The following is a 23,098-nucleotide window of genomic DNA, read 5'->3' on the forward strand; positions in this document are numbered from 1 at the left end:
TCATGCCCGGGCCTGTCCCGGGCATCCACGTTCTCGGTGCCGCACGAAAGATCGTGGATGGCCGGGACAAGCCCGGCCATGACGCAGGGCGTTCTCAAACATTCGTTCCGTGGATCGCGTCGATCACGGCGTCCGTGACCTCCTTCGTCGTCGCCGTGCCGCCGACGTCGGGCGTCAGCACGCCGGCCGCGCAGACGCGCTCGACCGCCGCCATCAGCCGCATGGCGGCGTCCTTCTCGCCGAGATGCTCGAGCATCTGCGCGCCGGTCCAGAACGTCGCGACCGGGTTGGCGATGCCCTTGCCGGTGATGTCGAAGGCCGAACCGTGGATCGGCTCGAACATCGAGGGGAAGCGGCGCTGCGGATCGATGTTGCCGGTCGGCGCGACGCCGAGGCTTCCCGCCAGCGCACCGGCGAGATCGGAGAGGATGTCGGCGTGCAGATTGGTCGCGACGATGGTGTCGAGGCTCCTCGGATGCAGCGTCATGCGCACCGTCATGGCGTCGACCAGCATCTTGTCCCAGGTGACGTCAGGGAATTCGCTTGCGACCTCGGCGGCGATCTCGTCCCACATCACCATGCCATGGCGCTGGGCGTTCGACTTGGTCACGACGGTCAGGAATTTGCGCGGGCGCGACTGCGCGAGCTCGAACGCATAGCGCATGATGCGGGTGACGCCGACGCGGGTGAACACGGCAACTTCGGTGCCGACCTCTTCCGGCAGGCCCTTGTGCGCGCGGCCGCCCATGCCGGCATATTCGCCTTCCGAATTCTCGCGCACGATCACCCAGTCGAGATCGCCGACGCCGACATTGCGCAGCGGTGAGGCGACGCCGGGCAGGATCTTTGTCGGCCGCACATTGGCGTATTGGTCAAAGCCCTGGCAGATCGGCAGGCGCAGGCCCCACAACGTGATGTGATCGGGCACGTCGGGTGCGCCAACCGCGCCGAAATAGATCGCGTCGAACTTCTTCAGCTCAGCGAGGCCGTCGGCCGGCATCATGATGCCGTGCTTCTTGTAATAGTCCGAACCCCAGTCGAACGTCTTGACGTTGAAGGCGAGATCGCCGCTGCGCTTTGCGAGAGCCTCCAGCACGCGGATTCCGGCTGAGATCACCTCGGGGCCGATGCCGTCGGCAGGAATGGCTGCGATCGAATGAGTGCGCATAAGGACCTCCATCGGGAAACATCAGCGGTTTGCGGCAGGGGATCAGTCCAGGCCGCGGCGAGGCTCGGCGGGTTGGCAAGGCAAACCAATTCGGGCTGGCTTATACAGAAAATGTTGCGCTATGACATCAACCAACGAGAAAGCAGGATGCTATGTCCGGACAGAAAACCTCCAACGCATTGCGGGTTGCCGTCGCGGGCCTGGGCTCGATCGGCACCAAGGTCGCGACCGCGCTCGATCAGGGCATCGAGGGGCTAACCCTGTCGGCTGTCGCCGTGCGCGATCCCGCCAAGCATCGGGCTTTCATCAGCGGCCTGCGACGCCCGCCGCAAGTGCTGCCGATCGAGCAGCTCGGCGAGGCCGCGGACATCGTGGTCGAATGCGCGCCGAGCAATCATCTGCGTTCCATCGTCGAGCCGGCGGTGAAGCGCGGTAAGGCCGCGGTCGTGGTCAGCGTCGGCGGCCTGCTCGACAATTTCGATCTCGTCGATCTCGCCCGCGCCAATGGCGGCCGCATCATCGTGCCGACCGGCGCGCTGATCGGGCTCGATGCCGTCAACGCCGCCGCGGTCGGCACCATCCATTCGGTGCAGATGGTGACGCGCAAGCCGATCGACGGGCTGAAGGGCGCACCGTTCATCGTGCAGAACAACATCGACATCGACAATCTGCGTGAGCCGCTCAAGCTGTTCGAAGGCAGCGCGCGCGAAGCGGCGAAAGGCTTTCCGGCGAACGTCAACGTCGCCGTTGCGCTGTCGCTGGCGGGCATCGGGCCCGATCGGACCCGGATCCAGGTTTGGGCCGACCCGACCGTGACGCGCAACGTTCACCGCATCGAGGTCGAAGCGGATTCGGCGCGGTTCTCGATGGGCATCGAGAACATCCCGTCCGAGAATCCCAAGACCGGGTTGATCACCGCGCTGTCGGTGATCGCGCTGCTGCGCAAGCAGCGCGCCACGCTATGCGTGGGCACGTGAAGGGGATCAAGGCGACGCTGCGCCCCCTCTCCCGCTTGCGGGAGAGGGTTGGGGAGAGGGGTCTCTTCGCAACGGGACACTCCCCCAGAGGAAAGAACCCTCACCCGCGTCGCTTCGCTCCGCGCCCTCTCCCGCAGGCGGGAGAGGTGCAGCCAGTCCGCGGCGCCGATCTCGCCTATTTCGACCTACACCCCCGCCACGCGCCAGATCACGTTGCCGACGTCGTCGGCCATCAGCAGCGACTTCTTGTCGGGGCCGATCGCAACGCCGACCGGGCGGCCGTAGGATTCCTTCTCGTCGGGTGACAGGAAGCCCGACAGGATGTCGCGACCGGGACCGGACGGCTTGCCGTTCTCGAACGGGACGAACACCAGCTTGTAGCCGGACAGCTTGCTGCGATTCCACGAGCCGTGCTGGCCGATCACCATGCCGTCGCCGAAGCCGGGCAGGGTGCCTGCGGGCATCCAGCACAGGCCGAGCGAGGCGGTGTGGCCGCCGAGCGCATAGTCCGGTTGCAGCGCCTTGGCGACCATGGCCGGATCCTGCGGTACGCGGTCGTCCACCGTCTTGCCCCAGTAGCAATAGGGCCAGCCGTAGAAGCCGCCGTCGCGCACCGAGGTGAGATAGTCCGGCGGCGTCTCGTCGCCGAGCCCGTCGCGCTCGTTGACGACGGTCCAGAGCACATTCGTATTCGGCTCCCAGGCAAGGCCGACCGGATTGCGCAGGCCCGCGCCGAAAATGCGATGCGTGCCGGCCACGAGGTCGAGCTCGTACACCGCGGCACGGCCTTCCTCGACCTCCATGCCCATCTCGGCGATGTTGCTCAGCGAGCCGACGCCGGCATAGAGCTTCTTGCCGTCGGGGCTGGCGAGCAGGCTGCGCGTCCAATGTCCGCCCGGCTTGAACGTCGTGAGCCTCTTGCCCGGCGCGGTGATGCGGTCGGCGCCCGCGACATAGGGAAACGCCATCACGCCGTCGGTGTTGCCGACATAGAAGGTGTCGCCGACCAGCGCCATGCCGAAGGGCTGGTTGAGGTTCTCCATGAAGGCGCCGCGGTGTTCGGCGACGCCGTCGCTGTCCTTGTCGCGCAAGAGCGTGATGCGGTTGGCGGACACGCCAAGCGCGGCGGCGCGGCGCATCGTCGCCTGCATCGCATAGTGAAACACGTTGCGCGGGGCGCCCGCGATCTGCGTCGCCTCCGCGATCAGCACGTCGCCGTTCGGCAGCACCTCGATCCAGCGCGGATGGTCGAGGCCGGTCGCGAACGCATTGACCTTGAGACCCGGCGCGACGGTCGGCTTCCGGCCCTCGCTCCAGCCGCGCGCGGTCGGCATCTTCAAGGTCGGGATCGCGCCCTGTGGCTTCGCTTCGGGAATGGCGGGGGTCTCTCCCCAGGCCGGCGCGGGCTCGGTGCCCGTCATCTTGCGCCATTGCAGCGCCATGCCGCCGAGGATCGCGACGAACTGCGCGAAGATGCTGGAGAAGGTCATGAGGAGCCCCTGTTTGCGCGCGCATCCAACTGGCTGACGGGGCAGACGTCAACCGGTGCGGGCTGCCGCCAGGGCCTATTCCCGCGGAATGGCAGCCGATCGAATTTGCATGGGACGAGCGCCGACGGGTGGTGCCCGGAGATCAACGGCCGATCTGCCGCTCGAGCTGCCGTGCCGTGCGAAAATCGTCGAGGTGATGGATGTTCGGCGCCAGCGCTGCCTCCCTGGACAGCAGATGATAGACCCGCGCGACCGTGCGCTGCTTCTGCTTCGTCCGCCCAGGCGGCAGCGCCCGCGCCTTGCGCAGGGCGGCGATCGCGTGCTCGCGAAAATAATCGTAGGCATCCGACATGGCTCGATGCTCTGCAAATATTGCAGGTGTCGAGGGGCTAACGGGCGGGGGGAGGGGCGGTTCCTTGGCGCAATGTTCCAAGCGCGCCCATTTATCCCGTCATCCTGAGGTGCGAGCCATGGGGCGCAACGCGCCACATGGGGAGCCTCGAAGGACGGACGGCCCGGCTACATCTCGGCCGTGCATCCTTCGAGGCTCGGCTCGCGATGCATACGCATCGCAAACCTCGCACCTCAGGATGACGGAGCTAGTAGCAGCGCTGCTGGTTGGGCGAGGGCCCGCTTACCGCGGCGAGAGGAAGGGGATGATCATCGGCACCCGGCGGCAATAGGCGCCGTAGGCGTCCTCGCCGAGCTCCTTGGAGAGGAACACCTCTTCCATCCGGCCCTTCTGCCACATGCCGAGCGAGATCAGGATCGCGCCGAGGATCGCGGTCACGGTGCCGACCGCGATGCCGGTGGCCAGCATGCCGGCGATCAGCCCGGTGTAGATCGGATGGCGCACGATGCCGTACGGGCCGGTGTCGACGACGCGGTGGTCTTCCTTGTGGGTGATGGTGTTGGACCAGAACTTTCCGAGATGCAGCCGTCCCCACCAGGTGAAGGAGATGCCGGCAAGCACGATCAGCGCCGTGATGTAGACAGCGGTGTTGCTGAATACCCAGAGCGGCTTCTCGTTCAGCACTTCCGCGGTCCACGGCGTGAACAGGATGCCGCCGACCAGGATCGGGATGCGATAGCGGCCGGATTCCAGCGTCATGACCTGCTTCTGCGTGCGACCCTGCCAGAACGAGGCGCCGATCCAGCTGGCCAGCCAGGCCAGCCAGATCAGGGCGAGCAGTTGCGTCGGCCAGGTCGTGGTCCAGCCACCCCAGGCGACAGAGAGAAGCTTGCTGAAATCGAAGGACATGAAGGTTCTTTGCGTTGGGCGGCGGCTTCAGCCCGCGCGCGAGGACAGCGCGCGATGCTCGATGGCGCCGGTGGGCTGCTGGCCGTTGCGGGCGAGCAGGTGGGTGATGGTTTCGCGCAGCACCGGCTCGATCGGACGCGGCGAATAGCCGAGCTCGGTGCGCGCCTTGCCGATTGAAAGATCGCTCGCGGCGAGCGCGATGCGCACGCCCTCGGCGGTGCCGTTGGGCGGCCTGCGCGTGAAGTTGTCGGCCAGATATTCGAGCACGATGCCGGAGAGCTCGGCAAGCTTGCCGGGCACCACCACCGGGTACTGCCGGCGGCCGCTCATCGCCGACATCATCCGCAGGATGTTGCCGAGCGGAACGCAGTCGCCGCCGAGAATGTAGCGCTGGCCGTGGCGGCCGCGTTCCATGGTCAGCACCAGGCCCATGGCGACGTCGCGGACGTCGACCAGGTTGACCAGGAAGTTGAGATGCGGCTGCACCTTCTTCTGGAGGAAGTACCAGAGCATCGCGGTCGGCGGCGTCAGATTGTGGTCGGCGGCGCCGATCGGCATGGTCGGCGTGCCGATCACGAGCGGAAAGCCGCTGGCCGCAGCCTTCGCGACGCAATGCTCGGCGAGCGACTTCGAGCGCGTATAGGCGCCGGGCATCGCATCGGCCGGCTGCAGCGCCTCTTCGGCGGGAACGCCTTTGAGGTCGGAATAGGGGAACAGGATCGATTCGGTCGAGCAGTGCAGGAAGCGCGACACACCGCGCTTCATTGCGGCCGCAAGCACGATCTCGGTGCCGCGGCAATTGACCTCGTGAAAGTCCTGCTTGTTGGCGACCCACATGCCGGGCAGGCCGGCGAGGTGATAGATCTGATCGACCCCGGCGAGCGCAGCATCGACTGCGGCGCCGTCCAGCACCGAGCCGTGGACGTGTTCGACGTCGGGGTTCGCCGCGGCCGGCGCACGGACGTCGAGAACACGCACCCGCTGCCCACGGGCGCGGAGCGCTTCGACGAGATGATGTCCGATGAAGCCACTGCCACCGGTAACCAGGACGAGAGCCATGCAGAAGGTTGCTGTTTCGCTTCTAGAGCTATCGGGTTGAAAGGGAATTGGTCGGAAGAGGCGCCAGAATCGCGGCAAGGTCGCGACGGAAGCCCAATGCAATGAACAATTTTGCCATCACGAACATCGGTCCAAGCAAAAGATGCGAAGGAAAAGTGAACAGCGAGGCTTCGCGGCCCTCAAAAACCTTGTGGCCGATGGTCTGCGCGGCGAGGCCGAGCACCACCAGCGCGGCGAAGATCGCCCACATCGTCGCGGTGCTGACCTGCGCCGCAATGCTCGTCGCAACCGAAAACAGCACGATGGAGACCGCCAGAATGCCGATCCCGAGCGCCACATCGAGCAGCAGCCAATAGATCAGAACCGGCAAGGCCAGGATCACCGCCAGGCTGACATCGAAACCGAACAGCGGAAGCCTGACCAGCGTCAGCGGCAGCACCGCGCCGGTGAACAACAGGAGAATACCGACCACATGCATCGCCGTGTTCCGGGGATCGCGATGGTACTCGACGTAAACGGCAAGTTGGCGCTGAAAAAAGCCACCCATTTTGGTCTCATGCAGCACGGGATCGGGAAGGGCGAACAGTCGCTATAGCACTGGACCGGGCGGTGCACAAACCGGCACTCTTGTCGCGCAAAGCCGTATTGGTGCGTACTGGACAGGCACCAAAACGATCGGGATTTCAAAAGGTTCCGGAACGCGCGAAGCGGTCTCCGCTCAGCGCTTCTTGGCGGGCTTTTTCGCCGCAGGCGCCGGCGCCGCCGGACGCGGCTCCTCCGGCAGCTTGGCATAGGTCAGGATCTGCAACTGGCCGTTGACGGCCGACGTCGGCCTGGCCCGGTCGAGCAACTGCTCCTCGCCGAGGCCGATCGGATGCAGCCGCTTGGTCGAGATCTTGAACGTGTTCACCAGCACGTCGCGGATCGCGTCGGCGCGGCGCTGGCTCAGGATCGCATTGGCCTCGCGCGTCTTCGAATTGGATTCGACGTGGCCGACGATCAGGAACGTGTAGGGCAGCAGCGAGGCATGAACCAGCGCATCGGCGATCCGGCCGACGGTCTGGTAGGAGGCCGGCTGGATGATCGGCGTGTCGGCATCGAACTGGATCTGCGCATTGAAGGCCGGCAGCTTGGCGAGGTCAGGCGCGATCAGCGGCCGGTTCACAGGTCCCGGATCGTTCTTGATCCTGGTCTTGGCGCGCTCCATCACCTGCTGCTTCAGCGCGGGCAGATCGACCTCGGCGGCTTCTTCGAAATGGTTCAGCTTGCCGACGATGTCGTCGCGGGTCGGCGCTGCCGTTTGCGCGCCGGCACTGCCCGCGAGCGAAGTGAGCCCCAGCGCAACAATCGTTCCGGCAATGAAGAGCCTGCGCGCCCGCATCAGCGGTACCCCGCGTCGTCGACGGCTTTCAGGCAGTTGTTGCTGATGCCCTTGGGGGTCGAGACCAGGCAGGGGACCGACTTGCTGGTCTCCTTGGTCGAGCCGCCGCAGACCTTGACGATCTCGCGCTGGCAGGCATTCGCCACCGTGACGCGCGCGGCGACGCGCTTCTGGATGGCGTCGAACACGCCGAGATAGTCACTCGCGCATTGCGGCGACAGCACGTCGCGGTTGCGCGACAGGCACTCCTTCAGCCGGTTCGAATCCGGATTGACGCCACGGCAATTGGCGACGATTTCCGCACCGCAGCTCGCCGCCAGCTTTCCGATCGAATCGCCAAAGCTCATGGTCTCCGCCGCGCTGAGCGACGGCATCCCCAATGCCAGCAAGATCAGTGTGATGGAGCCCCGGACCATGGCTTTATCTGATACGGGGAAGTTCGCGATGGTCAAGACCTGTTCGGGACAGAACCGTCGAAGGCCTGGCGAGTGCGGCGAACAATCCTCACTCGGCGGCGTCGAGGGGCGGCCATTCGATCAGGGCCACCGTGTGGTTTCTGAGGTCGCCGGCCACATCGGCGTCTGCCTTGAGCTCGTCCAATGTCCGCGGCGGGGGAAGCTGGCGGCCGTCCGCGGCGAGGTCCTGAGCGTAGAGCGCGAGGGCCTCGGGCGCATTCTCCAGGGCCTCTTCGATATCGTCACCTCCCGAAAAGCAGCCGGGGAGGTCCGGAAACCACAGGCCCACGGCTTCGTCCGGATCGGTATCCTCGATGATGGCAACGTACTGAGCCAAGTCGGGCCTCACGCCCGCTGCACGAAACTGTCCACGACCTTCTTCTCGCCGGCCTTGTCGAAGGCGATGGTGAGTTTGTTGCCGTCGATCTTGGTGACGCGGCCGTAGCCGAACTTCTGGTGGAAGACGCGGTCGGACAGCGAGAATTCGGAGGTGGTGCCGGTCGATTTGGCGACCAGCTCACCCTCGATCGTCAGGGGACCACGACGGCGCGAGGAGAAGCTGCCGAAATCGGGGCCGGCCGATGAGGAAGATGAGAACGTCGCGGTCTCGTCCTCGAAGCCACCGTAACCGCCGCCAGAGCGGCCACCGCCGCGGTTGCGGTTGGCCTGGGCGCGCTGCCAGCCCGGGGTGGTGTAGCTGGAGCCGAACGCCTCCATGTCGTCGAAGCGCGAGGCGCCGTAGCCGCCGGTGCCGCCCCAGGCCGAGCCGCCCTTCGACTCCGTGATCTCGACATTGGCCGCCGGCAATTCGTCGAGGAAGCGCGAGGGGATCGTGGTCGACCAGGTGCCGTGGATGCGCCGGTTGGTGGCGAAATAGATCATGGCGCGGCGGCGGGCGCGGGTCAGGCCGACATGGCCGAGCCGGCGCTCTTCTTCCAGCCCGGCGCGGCCCTGTTCGTCTAGCGTGCGCTGGCTCGGAAACAGGCCTTCCTCCCAGCCGGGCAGGAACACATTGTCGAACTCGAGCCCTTTGGCCGAATGCAGCGTCATCAGCGACACCGCATCCTCCTCGGCGCCGCCCTCGCGATCCATCACCAGCGAGATGTGTTCGAGGAACCCTTGCAGGTTCTCGAACTCCTCCATCGAGCGCACCAGCTCTTTCAGGTTCTCCAGCCGGCCCGCGGCGTCCGCCGAACGGTCCTTCTGCCACATCTCGGTATAGCCGCTCTCGTCGAGCACGATCTGGGCGAGATCGGTGTGTGCGGTGACCTCGCGCTGGGCGCGCCAGCGGTCGAACTGGGCGACGACGTCGCGAAGCGAGCCGCGTGCCTTCGGCTTCAGCTCGTCGGTCTCGACCACGGCGCGGGCCGCTTCGAACAGGGGAATGCGACGCTTGCGGGCGTGGTCGTGCAACATCTGCACCGTGGCATCGCCGAGGCCCCGCTTGGGCACGTTGACGATACGCTCGAAGGCGAGGTCGTCGGCCGGCGAGTTGATGACGCGCAAATAGGCCAGCGCATCGCGGATTTCCGCGCGCTCGTAGAAGCGTGGGCCGCCGATGACGCGGTAGGGCAGGCCGAGCGTGACGAAGCGGTCTTCGAACTCGCGCATCTGGTAGGAGGCGCGCACCAGGATCGCAATCTCGTTGAGCTTCTCGCCGCGGCGCTGCAGCTGCTCGATCTCCTCGCCGATGCCGCGCGCTTCCTCCTCGGAATCCCACGAGCCCGTGACCGTGACCTTCTCGCCGTCCTGGTCCTCGGTGCGCAGCGTCTTGCCGAGCCGGCCTTCGTTGTGCGCGATCAGATGCGAGGCGGCGGCGAGGATGTGGCCGGTCGAGCGATAATTGCGCTCCAGGCGAATGACCTTGGCGCCGGGGAAATCGTGGTCGAAGCGCAGGATGTTGTCGACCTCGGCGCCGCGCCAGCCATAGATCGACTGGTCGTCGTCGCCGACGCAGCAGATGTTCTTGGTGGCGCCTGCCGCAGATGCCGTCATTCCGGGATGCGCCGCAGGCGCAGACCCGGAATCTCGAGCTGAGGACTCATTTCCAGATTCCGGGGTCGGCTCTTCGAGCCGCCCCGGAATGACAGTGGGGGCGGGCTTTGCCGGCGCCTGCGACAGCAGCCGCAGCCACAGATATTGCGCGACGTTGGTGTCCTGGTACTCGTCGACCAGGATGTACTTGAAGCGCTGCTGGTACTGCCGGAGGATATCCGGGTGCTCGCGGAAGATGCGGATGTTCTCCAGCAGGAGGTCGCCGAAATCGGCCGCGTTCAGAATCTTCAGCCGCTCCTGGTAGCTCGCATAGAGCTTGCCGCCCTTGCCGTTGGCGAACGTGGCGGCTTCGCCCGAGGGCACCTGCGAGGGCATCAGCCCGCGGTTCTTCCAGCCGTCGATCAGTCCGGCGAGCATGCGCGCCGGCCAGCGCTTGTCGTCGATGTTCTCGGCTTGGAGCAGTTGCTTCAGCAGCCGGACCTGGTCGTCCACGTCGAGCACGGTGAAGTTCGACTTGAGCTGCGCCAGCTCGGCATGGAAACGCAGGATGCGCCCGCCGATGGAGTGGAAGGTGCCGAGCCACGGCATGCCCTCGACGGCGTGGCCGAGCATCTGGCCGAGCCGGTGCTTCATCTCGCGCGCGGCCTTGTTGGTGAAGGTCACCGACAGGATCTCGGCGGGACGGGCGCGGCCCTGGCTCAGGATATGGGCGATGCGCGTCGTCAGCACGCGGGTCTTGCCGGTGCCGGCGCCGGCCAGCACCAGGACCGGGCCGTCCAGCGTCTCCACAGCCTCGCGCTGCTCCGGATTGAGCCCGGACAGATATTTCGGGCCCACCGAGGCGCGCGCACGCGCGGCGATGCCGCCGGCTGCGGGCTGGTGATCGGGTACGCTGGTGATCTTGCTCGGCTCGGTCATGCGAATCATTGGCCCCACGATGGCACCGCGGGGTGGCGGAAGGGAGCCTTCTAACAGGGATGGTGCCTATATGGGGCGCCGAAAAGAGGTTTTCCACGTGCGTGGCGGGCCAATTTGTTCCCGCGCGCGTTGCGAATTTCCTCCCTGCCGGGGTCGGAACCATCGTTCCCGCCTTGAGATTGTCTGGGCAGGTGGTGCGGCGAGCCGCGCCGGACGCAGACAACATCAAGACGAGGGTTTGACCATGCTAGGCTGGGTTGTGACGTTTCTGGTTATCGCACTGATCGCCGGCATCCTGGGCTTCGGCGGCGTCGCCGGCGCTTCGATCGAGATCGCCAAGATCATCTTCTTCATCGCGGTCGTTCTGTTCCTGGTCTCGGCCGTCGTCGGCCTGGCCCGCGGCCGCAACAGGATATAGCGCTTTCCCCGCGGCGCATCCTTCGAGACGCCCGCCTTCGGCGGGCCCTCAGGATGAGGGCAGAACGTGCGGCAGCAGTCTCGAAGGACGAGGCGCGCGCTCAGACCGCGGCCATAACGCTGCGGCAGCGCTTTGACACTACCGCTTCGCGGGCATCGCCACGTTGCGGCCGATGCCCTCGGGCCGCGGCACCGCGCTGTGGGCCTTGGTGACCGCAGCGATGCGCTCGCTTATATCGGGCGGAAACGGCGCGACGCGCCGCGCATTCATGTCCATGTGCAGCGACATGTTCTCGGACGTGGCCGACAGCCAGCCTTCGCTCGCGTGCCGCATCTCCTCGAACGTGTGCAGCCGCTTGTCGTCCGCCCCCAGCAGCCAGACGAAGATCTGCACGGGATCGCCGAGGTGGATCTCGCGCAAATATCGCACATGGCATTCGGCCGTGAAGGTCGAGCCGCCTCGCTCCTTCATGTAGGTCGGCCCGATCCCGAGCTCGCTCCAGAGCTGGTCGATCGCGCGGTCGAACATCACGTTGTAATAGGCCATGTTGAGATGGCCGTTATAGTCGATCCATTGCGGCTCGATCTGCATGATCGAGGCGCGGAACGGCTCGGCTTTGGGCGTCGGGGCGGCAGTCTCCGGCATGTTTCCTTCCAGCTATGCGTCCGGTCGCTTGACTTGACCGGTTTTATGTCCTTTGCCACGGTTCTTCTGTCGGGAGGAATTCCGTGGGTACGACCATCACCAATAATCCGCCGCGGCCGGAGCCGAAAGCCCTCGCGAGCGCGCTGGAGCAGCTCGCCGCACGCTTCGGCAACCGCCTCATCACCTCGCAGGCCGTGCGCGAGCAGCACGGCCATACCACCACCTGGCTTCCCAACCAGCCGCCTGACGGCGTGGTGATGGCGCAGGAGACCGCCGACATCCAGGACGTGGTGCGGATCTGCGCCAAGAACCGTGTCCCCGTCATTGCCTTCGGCACCGGCACCTCGCTCGAGGGCCAGGTCAACGCGCCCGCCGGCGGTATCTCGATCGATTTGCGCGACATGAACAAGGTGCTCGCGGTGCATGCCGAGGACCTCGACTGCGTGATCCAGCCCGGCGTGACCCGCAAGGCGCTGAACGAGCATCTGCGCGACCAGGGCCTGTTCTTCCCGATCGATCCGGGTGCCGATGCATCGCTCGGCGGCATGGCCTCGACCCGCGCCTCCGGCACCAACGCGGTGCGCTACGGCACCATGCGCGACAGCGTGCTGGCGCTGAAGGTGGTGCGCGGCGACGGCGAGATCATCACCACGGGCACGCGCGCCAAGAAATCGTCCGCGGGCTACGACCTGACGCATCTGTTCGTCGGCGCCGAAGGCACGCTCGGCATCATCTCGGAATTGACCATCCGCCTGCGCGGCATCCCCGAGACGATCGCGGCGGGCGCGGTGTCGTTCGAGACTGTGCACGGGGCCTGTCAGGCCGTCATTCTGGCGATCCAGACCGGCATTCCCGTGGCGCGCATCGAGCTGCTCAACGCCGCGCAGGTGCAGGCCTGCAACGCCTATTCCAAGCTGACGCTGCCGGAGACGCCGCTGCTGCTGATGGAATTCCACGGCAGCGAGATCGAGGTTGCCGAGCAGTCCAAGGCGTTCGGCGAGATCGCCCGGGATTGCGGCGGCGGCGATTTCTCCTGGACCACCAAGCCCGAGGATCGCACCAAGCTGTGGCAGGCGCGGCACGATGCCTATTGGTCCGTGAAGGCGCTGCGGCCCGGCGACAGCATCGGCGTGGTCGCCACCGACGTCTGCGTGCCGATCTCGCGGCTTGCCGATTGCGTCAGCGAAACTGAGGAAGATCTCAAGCGGCTCAACCTGCTGTCGCCGATCGTCGGCCATGTCGGCGACGGCAATTTCCATTGCTCGCTGGTGTGCGACGTCAACGACGCGGACGAGATGGCGCGCGGCGAAGAATTCATGCATCGCCTGGTCGAGCGCGCGCAGGCGATGGACGGCACCTGCACCGGCGAGCACGGCATCGGCCAGGGCAAGCAGAAATATCTCAAGGCCGAGCTCGGCCCCGAGGCGCTCGATGCGATGCGGGCGCTGAAGAAGGCGCTCGATCCGCTCAACATCTTCAACCCCGGCAAGATCGTGCCGGAGGCGTAGCGCGGGCCCGGTCCGGGGACCGGGAACTTTCGGCAATCCTGCTGGTTCCAATTCCCGCCAATTTCCGATGCCTGGATGGTAGGGCTTTGCGCGGGAGGGTGCGATGGTGCGACCGGTCGTTGGAATTGCCGCGATGGCACTTGCCTGCATGCTGGCGGGCGCGGCGCTGGCGAAGGGCGGACATGGCGGGGGCCATGGAGGCGGGCACGGCGGCGGCCATCACGGTGGCGGCCATCACGGCGGCGGCCATTTCCGTGGCCACGGTCACGCGCATGGCGGCGGCCATCATCGTGGCGTGCGGTTTACCAGCGGTGCCCGACGCGGCGGCCCCAATTTCGGTCAGATCCGCAATGCCGCGATCCGGCCGGCGCAGTTCCGCAACGCTCTGAACGCCGGCGTATTCCGCAATGGCCGGCTGATCAGCAATCCGGCGGCGCGTGCGCAGCTCGCCGCGGCGGCCGCATTGGCCGGCTGGAGCGGCGCAAGCAGCGGCTGGTGGCAACATCCGGGGGGCGGCTATGGCTGGGTCGGGCCGTTGTTCTGGCCGTTCGCCTATAATGACCTCTACGACTACACGATCTGGGGCGACGGGCTCGGCTTCTGGGGTTACGGCTATCCGGACATCTATGCCGGAATATTCGGCCCCTACGGCTATGATCGCCTATCGGCCTATCTGCCGCAGCAGCCGCAGGGACGACGGCGGGCCCGCAGCGCGCCGCTCGATCAGCTCTGCGGCAGTGACCGCCGTGCCATCGCCGGGCTGCCGATCAATCAGATTGCATCCGCGGTGCAGCCGACCGATGCGCAGGGCGCCGCTCTCGATGCGCTCGGCAACGCCTCCGTCGACGCGGCAGCGCTGATCCGCACATCCTGCCCGACGCAGGCCGCGGCCACGGCCCCCGGCCGGCTCGCGGCGATGCAGCAGCGCATCGAGGCGATGCAGAAGGCGGTCGATCTGGTCCAGCCCGCGCTCGACCAGTTCTATGGTTCGCTCAACGACGAACAGAAGGCGCGCTTCAATGCGCTGGCCGAGGATCAGCGTCGTGCGAACAATGCGGGCGGATCGTCGGTGCAGACCTGCAGTGTGCCCGCCGCATTCGATTGGCCCGGCGCCACGATCGAGGAAAGACTTCGCCCCAGCGACACCCAGCGCGCGGCGCTCCAGGTGCTGCAGGATACCAGCGCCAAGGTCAGCGCATCGCTCAAGGCGGCCTGCGAGCCCAATGAGGTGATGACACCGCCGGCCCGCATGGTCACGATCCGCAAGCGGCTCGATGCGATGCTGGTCGGGATCAAGTCGGTGCGCGCGGCGCTCGATGATTTCTACGCCACGCTCAACGACGAGCAGAAGGCGCAGTTCGAGGCGATCGGGCCGCGCCGCACGTCCTGAACGGCGCAAGCCTACGAAGACCAATGGTGGGGCAATGAAGTGGTTCGCAAGGCGGCAGTCGGCCGACATCTGGGATGAGCCGATCCAGGGGCCGATCGGCGATATCGAGGCGGCGGAGCGCATTCGTCACATCTGCGAGACCGCGAGAGCGGGCGCGGAAGCCGTCGGCGGCTCCGCACGGACTGCCGAGCGCGAGCGTGAGCGCTACGAACGTGCCGCCCGCGTCGCGATGGAAATTGCGATGAAGATCGCAGACGATCTGATGCGCGACGATGCGGTCCGCCGCATCGTCGACCTCTGCATGAAGGCCGACGACGCCAAGACCGCGCAGATCCTGTTTCGCGCGATTCAGGCCGGCTGGGTCCGCGAGGCCGTCCAGCGCGATTATCCGGCGCTGGCACAATAGAACCGGCTCGCGCGAGGCGCGAGCCGGTGCGACGTCCATGCCGGGATCGTCTCAGTACCTGCGGTAGTCGCCGCGATAATGGTCGCCGCCGCCGCGGCTGCCCATTCCCATGCCGATGCCGATCCCGATGCCGACGCCCTGCATGATGGCAGCGGGCGGTGGGCCGGGGGGCGGGGCGCGCTCGTAGACCACTTCCTCAGGCGGAGGCCGGCGCTTCGGCGGCGTCTCGACAACCTTGCGCTTTGGCGGCGTGTCGTCGACGCGCTTCTTGATCACGGGCGCGACGCTCGGATTGGCCGGCGTCGCCGGTGCCGTCGGGGTCGAGCACGGACAGGTCGGAGCCATCGCGACCGCGACCGGGGTCGCCGCGGCGGCGACAGGCACGCCATAATTGCGGTTCTGCACGCGCAGCAGCAGCCGGCGCGCGGTCGCGGCGAGGTCGCTGTTGTCCCAGTTGGCGAGATAGGCCTCGAACGAGGCGCGGGTGTTGATCGCGGTGGCGCGCTCCCAGGCCAGCATCTGGCGGCGCCGTTCCAGCACCGTGCGCAGGCGCGGCGTGCGGGTGTCCTGTGCGTACAGCTCGATATAGGCCTGATACGCCTCCACGGTGTCCTCAGTGATCACGAGCTCATAGGCGGCCATGGCCGGCTTGCCCTGCAAGGTCTTACGCCAGTCCTCGACGCTGCGCGTGCCGCTGGCGAGCGCCATTGCGGATGCGCCGGGAACAGCGGGCGTGCTGCCGCTGCTCTCGCCGAAGAACCTGAAGTCGGTGGTCAGCGAGGAGCTTTCCCACGGGATCTGCCGTCCGTCCGTCGATTGCGCGACGGCGACGCGGATGCGCTTGAACACTTCCTCGATCGGCAGGTTGGGCTGCTTGGCGATGGTCAGCGCGGCCGTGGTGTAGGGGCTGTCGATGCCGTTGCCGTCCTCGGCTTCGGCGCCGGGCGAGGTCGAATAGGAGATGAAGGAGCCGGGCGCGCCGGCCTTGGTGTCGACGATCGCAAGGCCGTGGCCGGCGCCGCTCAGTGCCGGGAACGGATTATTGCGGCAGGCATCGAGCATGAAGATGCGCGCGCGCGTCGGCAGCGCGCCGAGCGTGTTGAGCAGGTCGTTGAGCCGCACGCCCTGGAGCGGAATGTCGGCCTCGCGCTTGGGATCGAGGTCGACCGGAACGAGATAGTTCTCGCCGTCGATTTGCAGACCGTGGCCGGCATAAAATACTAGCGCGACGGTGTCGGCGCCGCTGGCGCCGACCTTGCCGGCGAAATCCGAGATCGCCGCGCGCATCTCGTTCTGCGCCAGATTGGCCGCCGTGGTGACGGTGAAGCCGGCATTGCCGAGCAGCTCCGTCATGCCCTTGGCGTCGTTGGCGGCGTTGGGCAGCTCGGGCACGGTGCGATAGGCGGACTGGCCGATCACCAGCGCAAGCCGCGCTTCGGCCGCGGCGTCCGTCGGCGTCATCAACTGGGCGAGGGCGAGAAAACCGGATGCAACTATGAGATTTGAAAAGACTGGACGGCGCATCATGTCACCTCCAACGGCAATACGCGCGATGATGTCACTTTTTCTAGGGGGCCGCCATGTGTCAGTCTGTGCGCTGGATCACGCTGCGCGCTGCGGCAAATTGTGACAGCATGCCTGCCGCAGCTGGCGTTGTGCCAGGTTTCGACGGCGCTGCCGCGGGGCATCGGTTGCTGAAGGAGTCCCAGTCGTGAAGGTTCTGCTCGCTCACACGCCGCAGATGCGGCGCAACTATTACGGCGACCGCAGCTTGAACGGCCTGCGGGCGGCCGCCGAGGTCATCCTGCACGAGAGCGACGAACCCCTTGACGCCGCCGGCCTCATGCGTGCGGCGAAAGACGCCGACATCATCGTCGCCGATCGCATGACCGAAGGCCGCGGCGAAATCTTCGCCGAGCTGCCGCGTCTGCGCGCCTTCGTCCGCTGCGCCGTCGATATCCGCAACGTCAATGTGGAAGCGGCCTCGAAGGCCGGCGTGCTCGTCACCCGCGCCGGTCCCGGCTTCGTGCAGGCCGTCGCCGAGCTTGCCCTCGGCTTCATGGTCGATCTCTCCCGCGGCGTGTCGCGGACGACGGCGGACTACCAGGCCGGCCGCGAGCCGGAGGCGCGGATGGGCCGCCAGCTCGCCGGCAGCACGATCGGCATCATCGGTTATGGCAGCATCGGGCGCTATCTCGCCGGGATCGCAAAGGTGCTGCGCATGGAGGTGCTGGTCTCCGATCCCTTCGCCGATGTCAGCGATGCCGCGATCCGGCAGGTCGGCCTCGACGAGCTGCTCGCGGCGTCGGACTATGTCGTCTGCCTTGCGATCGCCAACGAGCAGACCGAGAATCTGATCGGCGAGGCGGCGCTGGCACGCATGCAGAGGCATGCCGTCTTCATCAATCTCTCGCGCGGCAATCTCGTCGACGAACCGGCGCTGGCGCGCGCATTGCGTGAGAACCGCATCGCCGGTGCGGCGATCGATGTCGGCCGCGCGCCGGACCAGATGCCGACACCCGAGCTGGCCGGGCTGCCGAACGTGATCGCCACCCCGCATGTCGGCGGGCTGACGCCGCAGGCGATCGAATATCAGTCGCTGGAAACCGTGCGGCAGGTCGAAGCGATCGTGAAGGGCGAGGTCCCGCCGGGCGCAGTCAACGCCGAGCGCTGGACGCGGCGGCCATGAAGGGCCCTACAGCCGGTCCACCGGCTTGAACGTTCCGTCCTTCTGGATCACCGTCAGGAACACTTTCGGCGGCGCCTCGATCATGCGGATGCCGACGTTGACGGTGCTGCCGCTGATGTCGAAGCGGCCGACATCGTTGATGGCGCGCAGCAGGCTTGCGCGGGTCGGTTCCGGTCCGGCCTTTTCCAGCGCTGCGGCCGCAAGGCGGCCGGAGAGGTAGCCTTCCAGCGATACGAAGTCCGGTGTCTGCGTCGGATCGACCGCCCTCTGCGCCGCCTGATAGTCGGCGACGAGCTTGAGCGAGCGGTCCCATGGAAACGGCACGACCTGCGAGACGATGACGCCTTCGCCCTCCGGGCCGAGCTCGCTGGCGAGTGCGACGGCGCCGACGAAGGAGATGTTGACGAAGGTCGGATAGAAGCCGCTGCGATGCGCGAGCTTGATGAACTCCGCGCAGGGACCATAGGTCCCGACCATCACGATGGCCTCGGGTTCGGCCCGCTTGATCGTTCGCCAGGCGGCCTTGACCGCGCGGGTGTTGCGCTCGAAGGTGCCTTCGGCGGCGAGCTCGAGGCCTCGCCTGGCGAGCGCGCGTTTCACACCCCTCAGACCGTCGCGGCCGAAGGAATCGTCCTGGTAGAAAATGCCGATGCGGGTGAAGTGGCGATCCTCGGTGAGGTGCTTGATCCACGCTTCGGCCTCCGCACTGTAGCTCGCGCGGATGTTGACGACGTTCGTGAGCTCGAGGTCGCGCAGGAATTCGGCACCGCTGAACGGGCCGATGAAGGGAACGTTCCTGGCGCTGGTGATCGGAATGGTCGCCATCGCGGTCGGCGTGCCCACCGCGCCGATCAGCGCAAACACCTTGTCGTCCTCGATCAGCTGCAGCGTCTGGGCCGCCGAACGATCGGGATCGTAGCCGTCGTCGCGGCTGATGAGCTGGAGCTTGCGGCCATGCACGCCGCCCCTGGCGTTGATCTCGGTAAATGCTGCGACGATGCCTTGCCGCATGCGCTGTCCGAGCGCGGAGGAGGGACCTTCCAGCGCGGCGGCCTGGCCGAACAGGATCGCATCCTCGCTGACGCCGGCCTCCTCGGCCCCGGCCGCGAGCGCGGTCGCCGCCAGGAGCACGCAGGTCAGGATGACGGATCTCGTCGATCGAAATCGATACATCGGAAAGGTCTTGCCGGATAGTTGGGAAACCTCCCGCAACATATCCCTGCGAGCCTGAATAGCTCGCTAAGCGGCACTGTATCGACGATCCGTAGTACTCCGGGCAAAATCGGCAACTTGTTTCCACTATGCCGGATCGTTCGCGCACTTCATTAACTAATCCGTGCACTGCGGAACGATCCGGTTCCGAAATTGTCCAGTTCTTAACCGCGGTCTTGTTCCGATAGCCGAGCCGATGCCTCAACCAGAGGTTCGGTTTGTTGCGGGCCAGGGGACGGCGGCTTTAGAGATGGGCGATCGCGATCAGCACGATCAGGATCGGAGGCGTATGACCGGATGGTGGCGCGCCGCGCCGCTGCTCGGGCTGTATCGCCCCGCGCTCGTCGCGGTCGGCGTCGGTCTTCTGTTCTCGGTCGTGGGCGCGGCCGCCGTGGCGCGGTGGGAAGATCGCGTCAACAGGATCGAGTTCGAGAACGCGGCCGAGACTGAAGCCATCGTCATGCAGAACGGCATGGGCGAATACATATCGAGGCTCCTCGCGCTGCGCACGCTGTTCGAATCGACCAACGACGAAGTCACCCGCAGCGAGTTCGAGACCTTCAGTACCCGCCTGTTCGAACGCCATCCCGGCATGCTGCGCGTTGCCTGGCTGCCGCGCGTCAGCCGCAAGGAGCGCTCCGACTACGAGGCCGCGGCGAGCACGGACGGCGTCTCCGGCTATCGCATCAAGTCGCTTCAGGGCGAGAGCTTTGCGACGGCGCCGCAGAGCGATGAATATTTTCCGGTGTTCTATTCGACCCAGCCCAAGACCTCGTCGGTCTACGGCATGGACTACGCCACCGTTCCGGAGCGCCGCGCGGTTCTGGAACGCGCGCGCGACCACGACAACGTCGCAGCCATCCGCACGCGCCTGTTTGAACCGAGGGAGGGAGGCCGGCTGCCCGACGTCCTCGTTGCCGTTCCCGTCTACGCCAAGGGGACATCGCGCGAGACGGTCGCGGACCGGCGTCGCAATCTCGCCGGCTTCGTGATCGGAATCTTCGACCTGCCGCTGCTGATTCAAGTCATTCGCGTCACCACCGGAGCAAGCCCCGCGGTCAGCATCAACGTCTATCCGCCCTTCACGGGGCAGATCGTCAGCCTGGAGCAGATGCTGCCGGACTATTCGTCGGCGGCCAGGGCGCCGCAGTCGATGCGGGACGTCGCCCGGGCGCTGCACTGGTCGGGCAGCCTCAAGATCGGCGATACCGATTGGCAGGTGCGGGCCGTTCCCACCGCCGGCGGTCCGCTGGAGTCGACTTACGATCGCGCCGGCACGGTGCTGATCGTCGGCATGCTGCTCACGCTGTCGCTGTCGACCTATCTCATGCTGGCGAGCCGCAATTCGCGGCGGCTGTCACTGGCCAACCGGCGGGTGCTCGAGCTCGCCCAAACCGACGTCCTGACCGGACTGCCGAACCGCGCCTTCTTCCTCAGCCGGCTCGACGAGATGAACAACCAGCTGGGCGTGCGGGGGCTGCCGTTCTCGATCCTGATGCTCGACCTCGACCGCTTCAAGAACGTCAACGATTCCCTCGGCCACGGGGCCGGCGATGCGCTGCTGCGCCAGGTGGCACAGCGGCTGAAATCCGCGGTGCGCGCCACCGACGTGCTGGCGCGGCTCGGCGGCGACGAGTTCGCCGTCATCCAGGAAGCCGGCGCGGATCAGCGCGCCTGCTCGACCGAGTTGGCGGCGCGGATCGCCAAGCTGTTGACCGAACCGTTCCTCCTGCCCGGCCACCGCGTCGAGATCGGCACCAGCATCGGCATCGCCATCGCGCCGGATCACGGCAGCGATCAGGAGCAATTGCTGAAGAAGGCGGACCTTGCGCTCTATCGCTCGAAATCGGCGGGCCGCAACTGCTTCACCATCTACGACGAGGCGATGTCGGCCGAACTGGAGGCCCGCAACACGCTGGAGGGGGATCTGCGCGATGCCATCGCGCAGTGCCAGCTGGAGGTGCACTACCAGCCGTTCGTCGACGCCCTCAGCGGGGCGCGGCGCGGCTTCGAGGCGTTGGTGCGCTGGCGGCATCCGACGCGCGGCCTGATCCCGCCGGACCAGTTCATCCTGCTTGCGGAGGAGACCGGGCTGATCGTGCCGCTCGGCGAATTCGTGCTGCGGCGCGCCTGCGCCGATGCGGCCGGCTGGCCCTCCGATCTCGCGGTCGCCGTCAACCTGTCGCCGATCCAGTTCAAGGAAGCCGAGCTGTTCGAGATGATCGGCGCGGCGCTCGCGGATTCCGGCCTGCCGCCCCACCGGCTCGAGATCGAGATCACCGAATCCGTCCTGCTGGAGCGCGGCAGCGAGAACCACGCTTTCATGGAGCGGCTCAAGCATCTCGGCATCGAGCTCGCGCTCGACGATTTCGGCACCGGCTATTCCTCGCTCAGCTATCTGACCGCGTTCCCGTTCGACAAGATCAAGATCGACAAGTCGTTCATCCGCAATCTCACGCACCAGCCGCGCAACTCCGCCATCATCTCCGCGATCGTGACGCTGGCGCGCGGGCTCGACATGTCGGTGACGGCCGAAGGTGTCGAGACCCGCGAGGAGTACGAGCGGCTGAAGGCGCTCGGCGTCAATTTCGCCCAAGGCTATCTGTTCGGCCGCCCGCACCCGATCGAGCGGATTCTGTTCGACGCCCCCGTCAAACGGTCACGGCGCGACGCCGCCTGAGCGCGCGGCTCGACGGGCATGCACGAAAAGCGCTTGACCCAGACATCCCCGGATGGTCGGAAGGATCGTCCAGGGATGAAACAAGCACATCATGCGGCTTCCGTTCTTCTACGGCTGGGTCGTGGTCGCCGTGACCTTCGTCACCATGGCCATCGGCGTCAACGCGCGTACCGCCTTTTCGCTGTTCTTTCCGCCGATCATCTCCGAGTTCGGCTGGGAGCGTGGCGTGACCGCCGGCGCGTTCTCGTTCGGCTTTGTGGTGTCAGGCGTGGTCAGCCCGTTGATCGGCCGCCTGATGGACCGTGCCGGCCCGCGCGCGGTGATGGAGCTCGGGGTGGTGCTGATGGGCGGCGGCTTGCTGCTTGCGCCGCTCACCAGCGCGCCCTGGCATCTCTATGTCACCATCGGCGTCATGGTCGGTGCCGGCTCGGTGTGTCTCGGCTATTCCGGCCAGTCGCTGTTCCTGCCGAACTGGTTCATCCGCAAGCGCGGCTTCGCCATCGGCATCGCTTTCGCCGGCGTCGGCATCGGCTCGGTGACGCTGCTGCCATGGGTGCAGCACATGATCGAAGCGACCGGCTGGCGCACCGCCTGCACCGCGATGGGCCTGCTCGTCCTGATCGTGCTGGCGCCGGTGAACCTGCTGCTGCACAAGCGCCCGCAGGACATCGGCCTCGAACCGGACGGCGATGCCGCCCCGGCTGCGGGCGGTGCCCAACCGGTCTCCAACATCGTCGATCCGGTCTGGGTCAATACCGACTGGACGCTGAAGCGCGCCGTCGCGACCGCGCGCTTCTGGTGGATCGCGCTCGGCTATTTCTCCGGCCTCTACATCTGGTACTCGGTGCAGGTGCATCAGACCAAGTTCCTGCTCGACATCGGCTTCAGCCCTTCCGTCGCGGTGTGGGCGCTCGGCATCGTCAGCCTGCTCGGCATTCCCGGCCAGATCGTGCTGGGCCATGTCTCCGACCGCATCGGACGGGAGTGGGTCTGGGCAATCAGCTGCGCGGGCTTCGTGATCTGCTTCGCCGCGCTGATCGGCTTGAAGTATCAACCCTCGCTCTGGCTCGTCTATCTCATGGTGTTCGCGCAAGGCGCGCTCGGCTACGGCCTCACCTCGATCATGGGTGCGGTGGTGTTCGAGATTTTCCAGGGCAGGCACCAGGGCAGCATCTTCGGCACCATCATGCTCGCCGCGCTCGCGGGCGGTGCGGCCGGACCGTGGCTGACCGGCTTGCTCCATGACCGCACCGGCGACTACACGCTCGCCTTCGGCATCGCGACGATCGTGAGCGGATTGTCGGCGCTCGCGATCTGGCGGGCATCGCCGGGCAAGGTGAGGGCGGTGGCCGGCCGGCTGCACAATCCGCAGAGCAGAACCGCGGAGTGATTTGCGGGGACACACTGAATTACCTGCGCCTCTTTTGCCCAATGTTAAGCATGTCG

General features: G+C 66.5%; 21 protein-coding genes. 8 read left to right on the forward strand and 13 right to left on the reverse strand.

What is annotated here, in order from left to right; all coding sequences use genetic code 11:
• Positions 1-94: 94 nt before the first annotated feature.
• A complete protein-coding gene (locus tag D6B98_RS02145) occupies positions 95-1,168 on the reverse strand; it encodes a tartrate dehydrogenase (RefSeq protein WP_126255294.1) in 1,074 nt (357 codons plus the stop codon).
• A 152-nt stretch (positions 1,169-1,320) separates the two neighbouring features.
• Between D6B98_RS02145 and D6B98_RS02150 the strand changes: the two genes are divergently transcribed.
• Positions 1,321-2,145: an aspartate dehydrogenase gene (locus D6B98_RS02150; protein ID WP_126255295.1), complete on the forward strand. Its 825-nt coding sequence runs from the start codon at positions 1,321-1,323 to the stop codon at positions 2,143-2,145.
• Between the two features lie 185 nt (positions 2,146-2,330).
• Here D6B98_RS02150 and D6B98_RS02155 read toward each other — a convergent pair whose 3' ends face one another.
• From D6B98_RS02155 to D6B98_RS02195, 9 genes are all read right to left on the reverse strand, one after another.
• The gene (locus D6B98_RS02155; RefSeq protein ID WP_126255296.1) at positions 2,331-3,635 is read right to left on the reverse strand and encodes a PQQ-dependent sugar dehydrogenase; all 1,305 of its coding nucleotides are present in this window, start codon (positions 3,633-3,635) and stop codon (positions 2,331-2,333) included.
• 142 nt (positions 3,636-3,777) lie between these two features.
• Positions 3,778-3,987: a hypothetical protein gene (locus D6B98_RS02160; protein WP_126255297.1), complete on the reverse strand. Its 210-nt coding sequence runs from the start codon at positions 3,985-3,987 to the stop codon at positions 3,778-3,780.
• A 282-nt stretch (positions 3,988-4,269) separates the two neighbouring features.
• Positions 4,270-4,896 carry a methyltransferase family protein gene (locus D6B98_RS02165; RefSeq protein WP_126255298.1) on the reverse strand — a complete coding sequence of 209 codons (627 nt, stop codon included), beginning with the start codon at positions 4,894-4,896 and terminating at the stop codon, positions 4,270-4,272.
• Positions 4,897-4,923: 27 nt separating this feature from the next.
• Positions 4,924-5,955, reverse strand: a complete 1,032-nt coding sequence (locus D6B98_RS02170) for an NAD-dependent epimerase/dehydratase family protein (RefSeq protein ID WP_126255299.1) — start codon at positions 5,953-5,955, stop codon at positions 4,924-4,926.
• 28 nt (positions 5,956-5,983) lie between these two features.
• The gene (locus tag D6B98_RS02175) at positions 5,984-6,502 is read right to left on the reverse strand and encodes an Mpo1-like protein (protein WP_164718400.1); all 519 of its coding nucleotides are present in this window, start codon (positions 6,500-6,502) and stop codon (positions 5,984-5,986) included.
• A 171-nt stretch (positions 6,503-6,673) separates the two neighbouring features.
• Positions 6,674-7,336 carry an OmpA family protein gene (locus D6B98_RS02180; RefSeq protein ID WP_126255301.1) on the reverse strand — a complete coding sequence of 221 codons (663 nt, stop codon included), beginning with the start codon at positions 7,334-7,336 and terminating at the stop codon, positions 6,674-6,676.
• Entirely contained in the window at positions 7,336-7,752 is a 417-nt protein-coding gene (locus D6B98_RS02185; protein ID WP_126255302.1) for a hypothetical protein, read from the reverse strand. Before D6B98_RS02185 ends, D6B98_RS02180 begins: the two co-directional genes overlap by 1 nt.
• 88 nt (positions 7,753-7,840) lie before the next feature.
• Positions 7,841-8,128 (reverse strand): type II toxin-antitoxin system HicB family antitoxin, encoded by a 288-nt coding sequence (locus D6B98_RS02190; RefSeq protein WP_126255303.1) that lies wholly within the window; start codon positions 8,126-8,128, stop codon positions 7,841-7,843.
• 8 nt (positions 8,129-8,136) lie between these two features.
• On the reverse strand, positions 8,137-10,713 hold the full coding sequence (locus tag D6B98_RS02195) for an ATP-dependent helicase (protein WP_126255304.1): 2,577 nt from the start codon (positions 10,711-10,713) through the stop codon (positions 8,137-8,139).
• 235 nt (positions 10,714-10,948) lie between these two features.
• Here D6B98_RS02195 and D6B98_RS02200 point away from each other — a divergent pair, with 235 nt between their 5' ends.
• A complete protein-coding gene (locus tag D6B98_RS02200) occupies positions 10,949-11,122 on the forward strand; it encodes a DUF1328 domain-containing protein (RefSeq protein ID WP_036006471.1) in 174 nt (57 codons plus the stop codon).
• Between the two features lie 138 nt (positions 11,123-11,260).
• Here the strand turns inward: D6B98_RS02200 and D6B98_RS02205 are convergent, their stop codons facing one another.
• A complete protein-coding gene (locus tag D6B98_RS02205; RefSeq protein ID WP_126255305.1) occupies positions 11,261-11,767 on the reverse strand; it encodes a thioesterase family protein in 507 nt (168 codons plus the stop codon).
• A gap of 83 nt (positions 11,768-11,850) precedes the next feature.
• On the opposite strand from D6B98_RS02205, the gene D6B98_RS02210 reads away from it, so the two are divergent.
• The 3 genes from D6B98_RS02210 to D6B98_RS02220 all read left to right on the forward strand — a co-directional run bounded on the left by D6B98_RS02210 (position 11,851) and on the right by D6B98_RS02220 (position 15,071).
• Complete coding sequence (locus D6B98_RS02210; protein WP_126255306.1) at positions 11,851-13,275, forward strand: FAD-binding oxidoreductase; 1,425 nt, start codon at positions 11,851-11,853, stop codon at positions 13,273-13,275.
• A 103-nt stretch (positions 13,276-13,378) separates the two neighbouring features.
• Positions 13,379-14,665, forward strand: a complete 1,287-nt coding sequence (locus tag D6B98_RS02215) for a Spy/CpxP family protein refolding chaperone (protein WP_126255307.1) — start codon at positions 13,379-13,381, stop codon at positions 14,663-14,665.
• Positions 14,666-14,699: 34 nt separating this feature from the next.
• On the forward strand, positions 14,700-15,071 hold the full coding sequence (locus D6B98_RS02220; RefSeq protein ID WP_126255308.1) for a hypothetical protein: 372 nt from the start codon (positions 14,700-14,702) through the stop codon (positions 15,069-15,071).
• A gap of 51 nt (positions 15,072-15,122) precedes the next feature.
• Here D6B98_RS02220 and D6B98_RS02225 read toward each other — a convergent pair whose 3' ends face one another.
• The gene (locus D6B98_RS02225; protein ID WP_126255859.1) at positions 15,123-16,595 is read right to left on the reverse strand and encodes a caspase family protein; all 1,473 of its coding nucleotides are present in this window, start codon (positions 16,593-16,595) and stop codon (positions 15,123-15,125) included.
• A gap of 187 nt (positions 16,596-16,782) precedes the next feature.
• Between D6B98_RS02225 and D6B98_RS02230 the strand changes: the two genes are divergently transcribed.
• A complete protein-coding gene (locus tag D6B98_RS02230) occupies positions 16,783-17,760 on the forward strand; it encodes a hydroxyacid dehydrogenase (protein WP_126255309.1) in 978 nt (325 codons plus the stop codon).
• A gap of 6 nt (positions 17,761-17,766) precedes the next feature.
• On the opposite strand, the gene D6B98_RS02235 is transcribed toward D6B98_RS02230, so the two are convergent.
• Positions 17,767-18,933, reverse strand: coding sequence for an ABC transporter substrate-binding protein (locus D6B98_RS02235; RefSeq protein WP_126255310.1), 1,167 nt, complete (start codon positions 18,931-18,933; stop codon positions 17,767-17,769).
• Positions 18,934-19,261: 328 nt separating this feature from the next.
• Between D6B98_RS02235 and D6B98_RS02240 the strand changes: the two genes are divergently transcribed.
• Positions 19,262-21,652, forward strand: a complete 2,391-nt coding sequence (locus D6B98_RS02240; RefSeq protein ID WP_164718332.1) for a bifunctional diguanylate cyclase/phosphodiesterase — start codon at positions 19,262-19,264, stop codon at positions 21,650-21,652.
• A gap of 91 nt (positions 21,653-21,743) precedes the next feature.
• The gene (locus D6B98_RS02245) at positions 21,744-23,042 is read left to right on the forward strand and encodes an MFS transporter (protein ID WP_126255312.1); all 1,299 of its coding nucleotides are present in this window, start codon (positions 21,744-21,746) and stop codon (positions 23,040-23,042) included.
• The last annotated feature ends 56 nt before the right edge of the window (positions 23,043-23,098 follow it).

The sequence above is a fragment of the Bradyrhizobium sp. LVM 105 genome (assembly GCF_003957705.1).
GTDB classification, from domain to species: Bacteria; Pseudomonadota; Alphaproteobacteria; order Rhizobiales; family Xanthobacteraceae; genus Bradyrhizobium; species Bradyrhizobium frederickii.

Bases quoted from the DNA above. Each gene is read 5' to 3' on its own strand.
- D6B98_RS02145 (WP_126255294.1), bottom strand. From the start codon at position 1,168: ATGCGCACTCATTCGATCGCAGCCATTCCTGCCGACGGCATCGGCCCC.
- D6B98_RS02150 (WP_126255295.1), top strand. From the start codon at position 1,321: ATGTCCGGACAGAAAACCTCCAACGCATTGCGGGTTGCCGTCGCGGGC.
- D6B98_RS02155 (WP_126255296.1), bottom strand. From the start codon at position 3,635: ATGACCTTCTCCAGCATCTTCGCGCAGTTCGTCGCGATCCTCGGCGGC.
- D6B98_RS02160 (WP_126255297.1), bottom strand. From the start codon at position 3,987: ATGTCGGATGCCTACGATTATTTTCGCGAGCACGCGATCGCCGCCCTG.
- D6B98_RS02165 (WP_126255298.1), bottom strand. From the start codon at position 4,896: ATGTCCTTCGATTTCAGCAAGCTTCTCTCTGTCGCCTGGGGTGGCTGG.
- D6B98_RS02170 (WP_126255299.1), bottom strand. From the start codon at position 5,955: ATGGCTCTCGTCCTGGTTACCGGTGGCAGTGGCTTCATCGGACATCAT.
- D6B98_RS02175 (WP_164718400.1), bottom strand. From the start codon at position 6,502: ATGGGTGGCTTTTTTCAGCGCCAACTTGCCGTTTACGTCGAGTACCAT.
- D6B98_RS02180 (WP_126255301.1), bottom strand. From the start codon at position 7,336: ATGCGGGCGCGCAGGCTCTTCATTGCCGGAACGATTGTTGCGCTGGGG.
- D6B98_RS02185 (WP_126255302.1), bottom strand. From the start codon at position 7,752: ATGGTCCGGGGCTCCATCACACTGATCTTGCTGGCATTGGGGATGCCG.
- D6B98_RS02195 (WP_126255304.1), bottom strand. From the start codon at position 10,713: ATGATTCGCATGACCGAGCCGAGCAAGATCACCAGCGTACCCGATCAC.
- D6B98_RS02200 (WP_036006471.1), top strand. From the start codon at position 10,949: ATGCTAGGCTGGGTTGTGACGTTTCTGGTTATCGCACTGATCGCCGGC.
- D6B98_RS02205 (WP_126255305.1), bottom strand. From the start codon at position 11,767: ATGCCGGAGACTGCCGCCCCGACGCCCAAAGCCGAGCCGTTCCGCGCC.
- D6B98_RS02215 (WP_126255307.1), top strand. From the start codon at position 13,379: ATGGTGCGACCGGTCGTTGGAATTGCCGCGATGGCACTTGCCTGCATG.
- D6B98_RS02220 (WP_126255308.1), top strand. From the start codon at position 14,700: ATGAAGTGGTTCGCAAGGCGGCAGTCGGCCGACATCTGGGATGAGCCG.
- D6B98_RS02225 (WP_126255859.1), bottom strand. From the start codon at position 16,595: ATGCGCCGTCCAGTCTTTTCAAATCTCATAGTTGCATCCGGTTTTCTC.
- D6B98_RS02235 (WP_126255310.1), bottom strand. From the start codon at position 18,933: ATGTATCGATTTCGATCGACGAGATCCGTCATCCTGACCTGCGTGCTC.
- D6B98_RS02240 (WP_164718332.1), top strand. From the start codon at position 19,262: ATGACCGGATGGTGGCGCGCCGCGCCGCTGCTCGGGCTGTATCGCCCC.
- D6B98_RS02245 (WP_126255312.1), top strand. From the start codon at position 21,744: ATGCGGCTTCCGTTCTTCTACGGCTGGGTCGTGGTCGCCGTGACCTTC.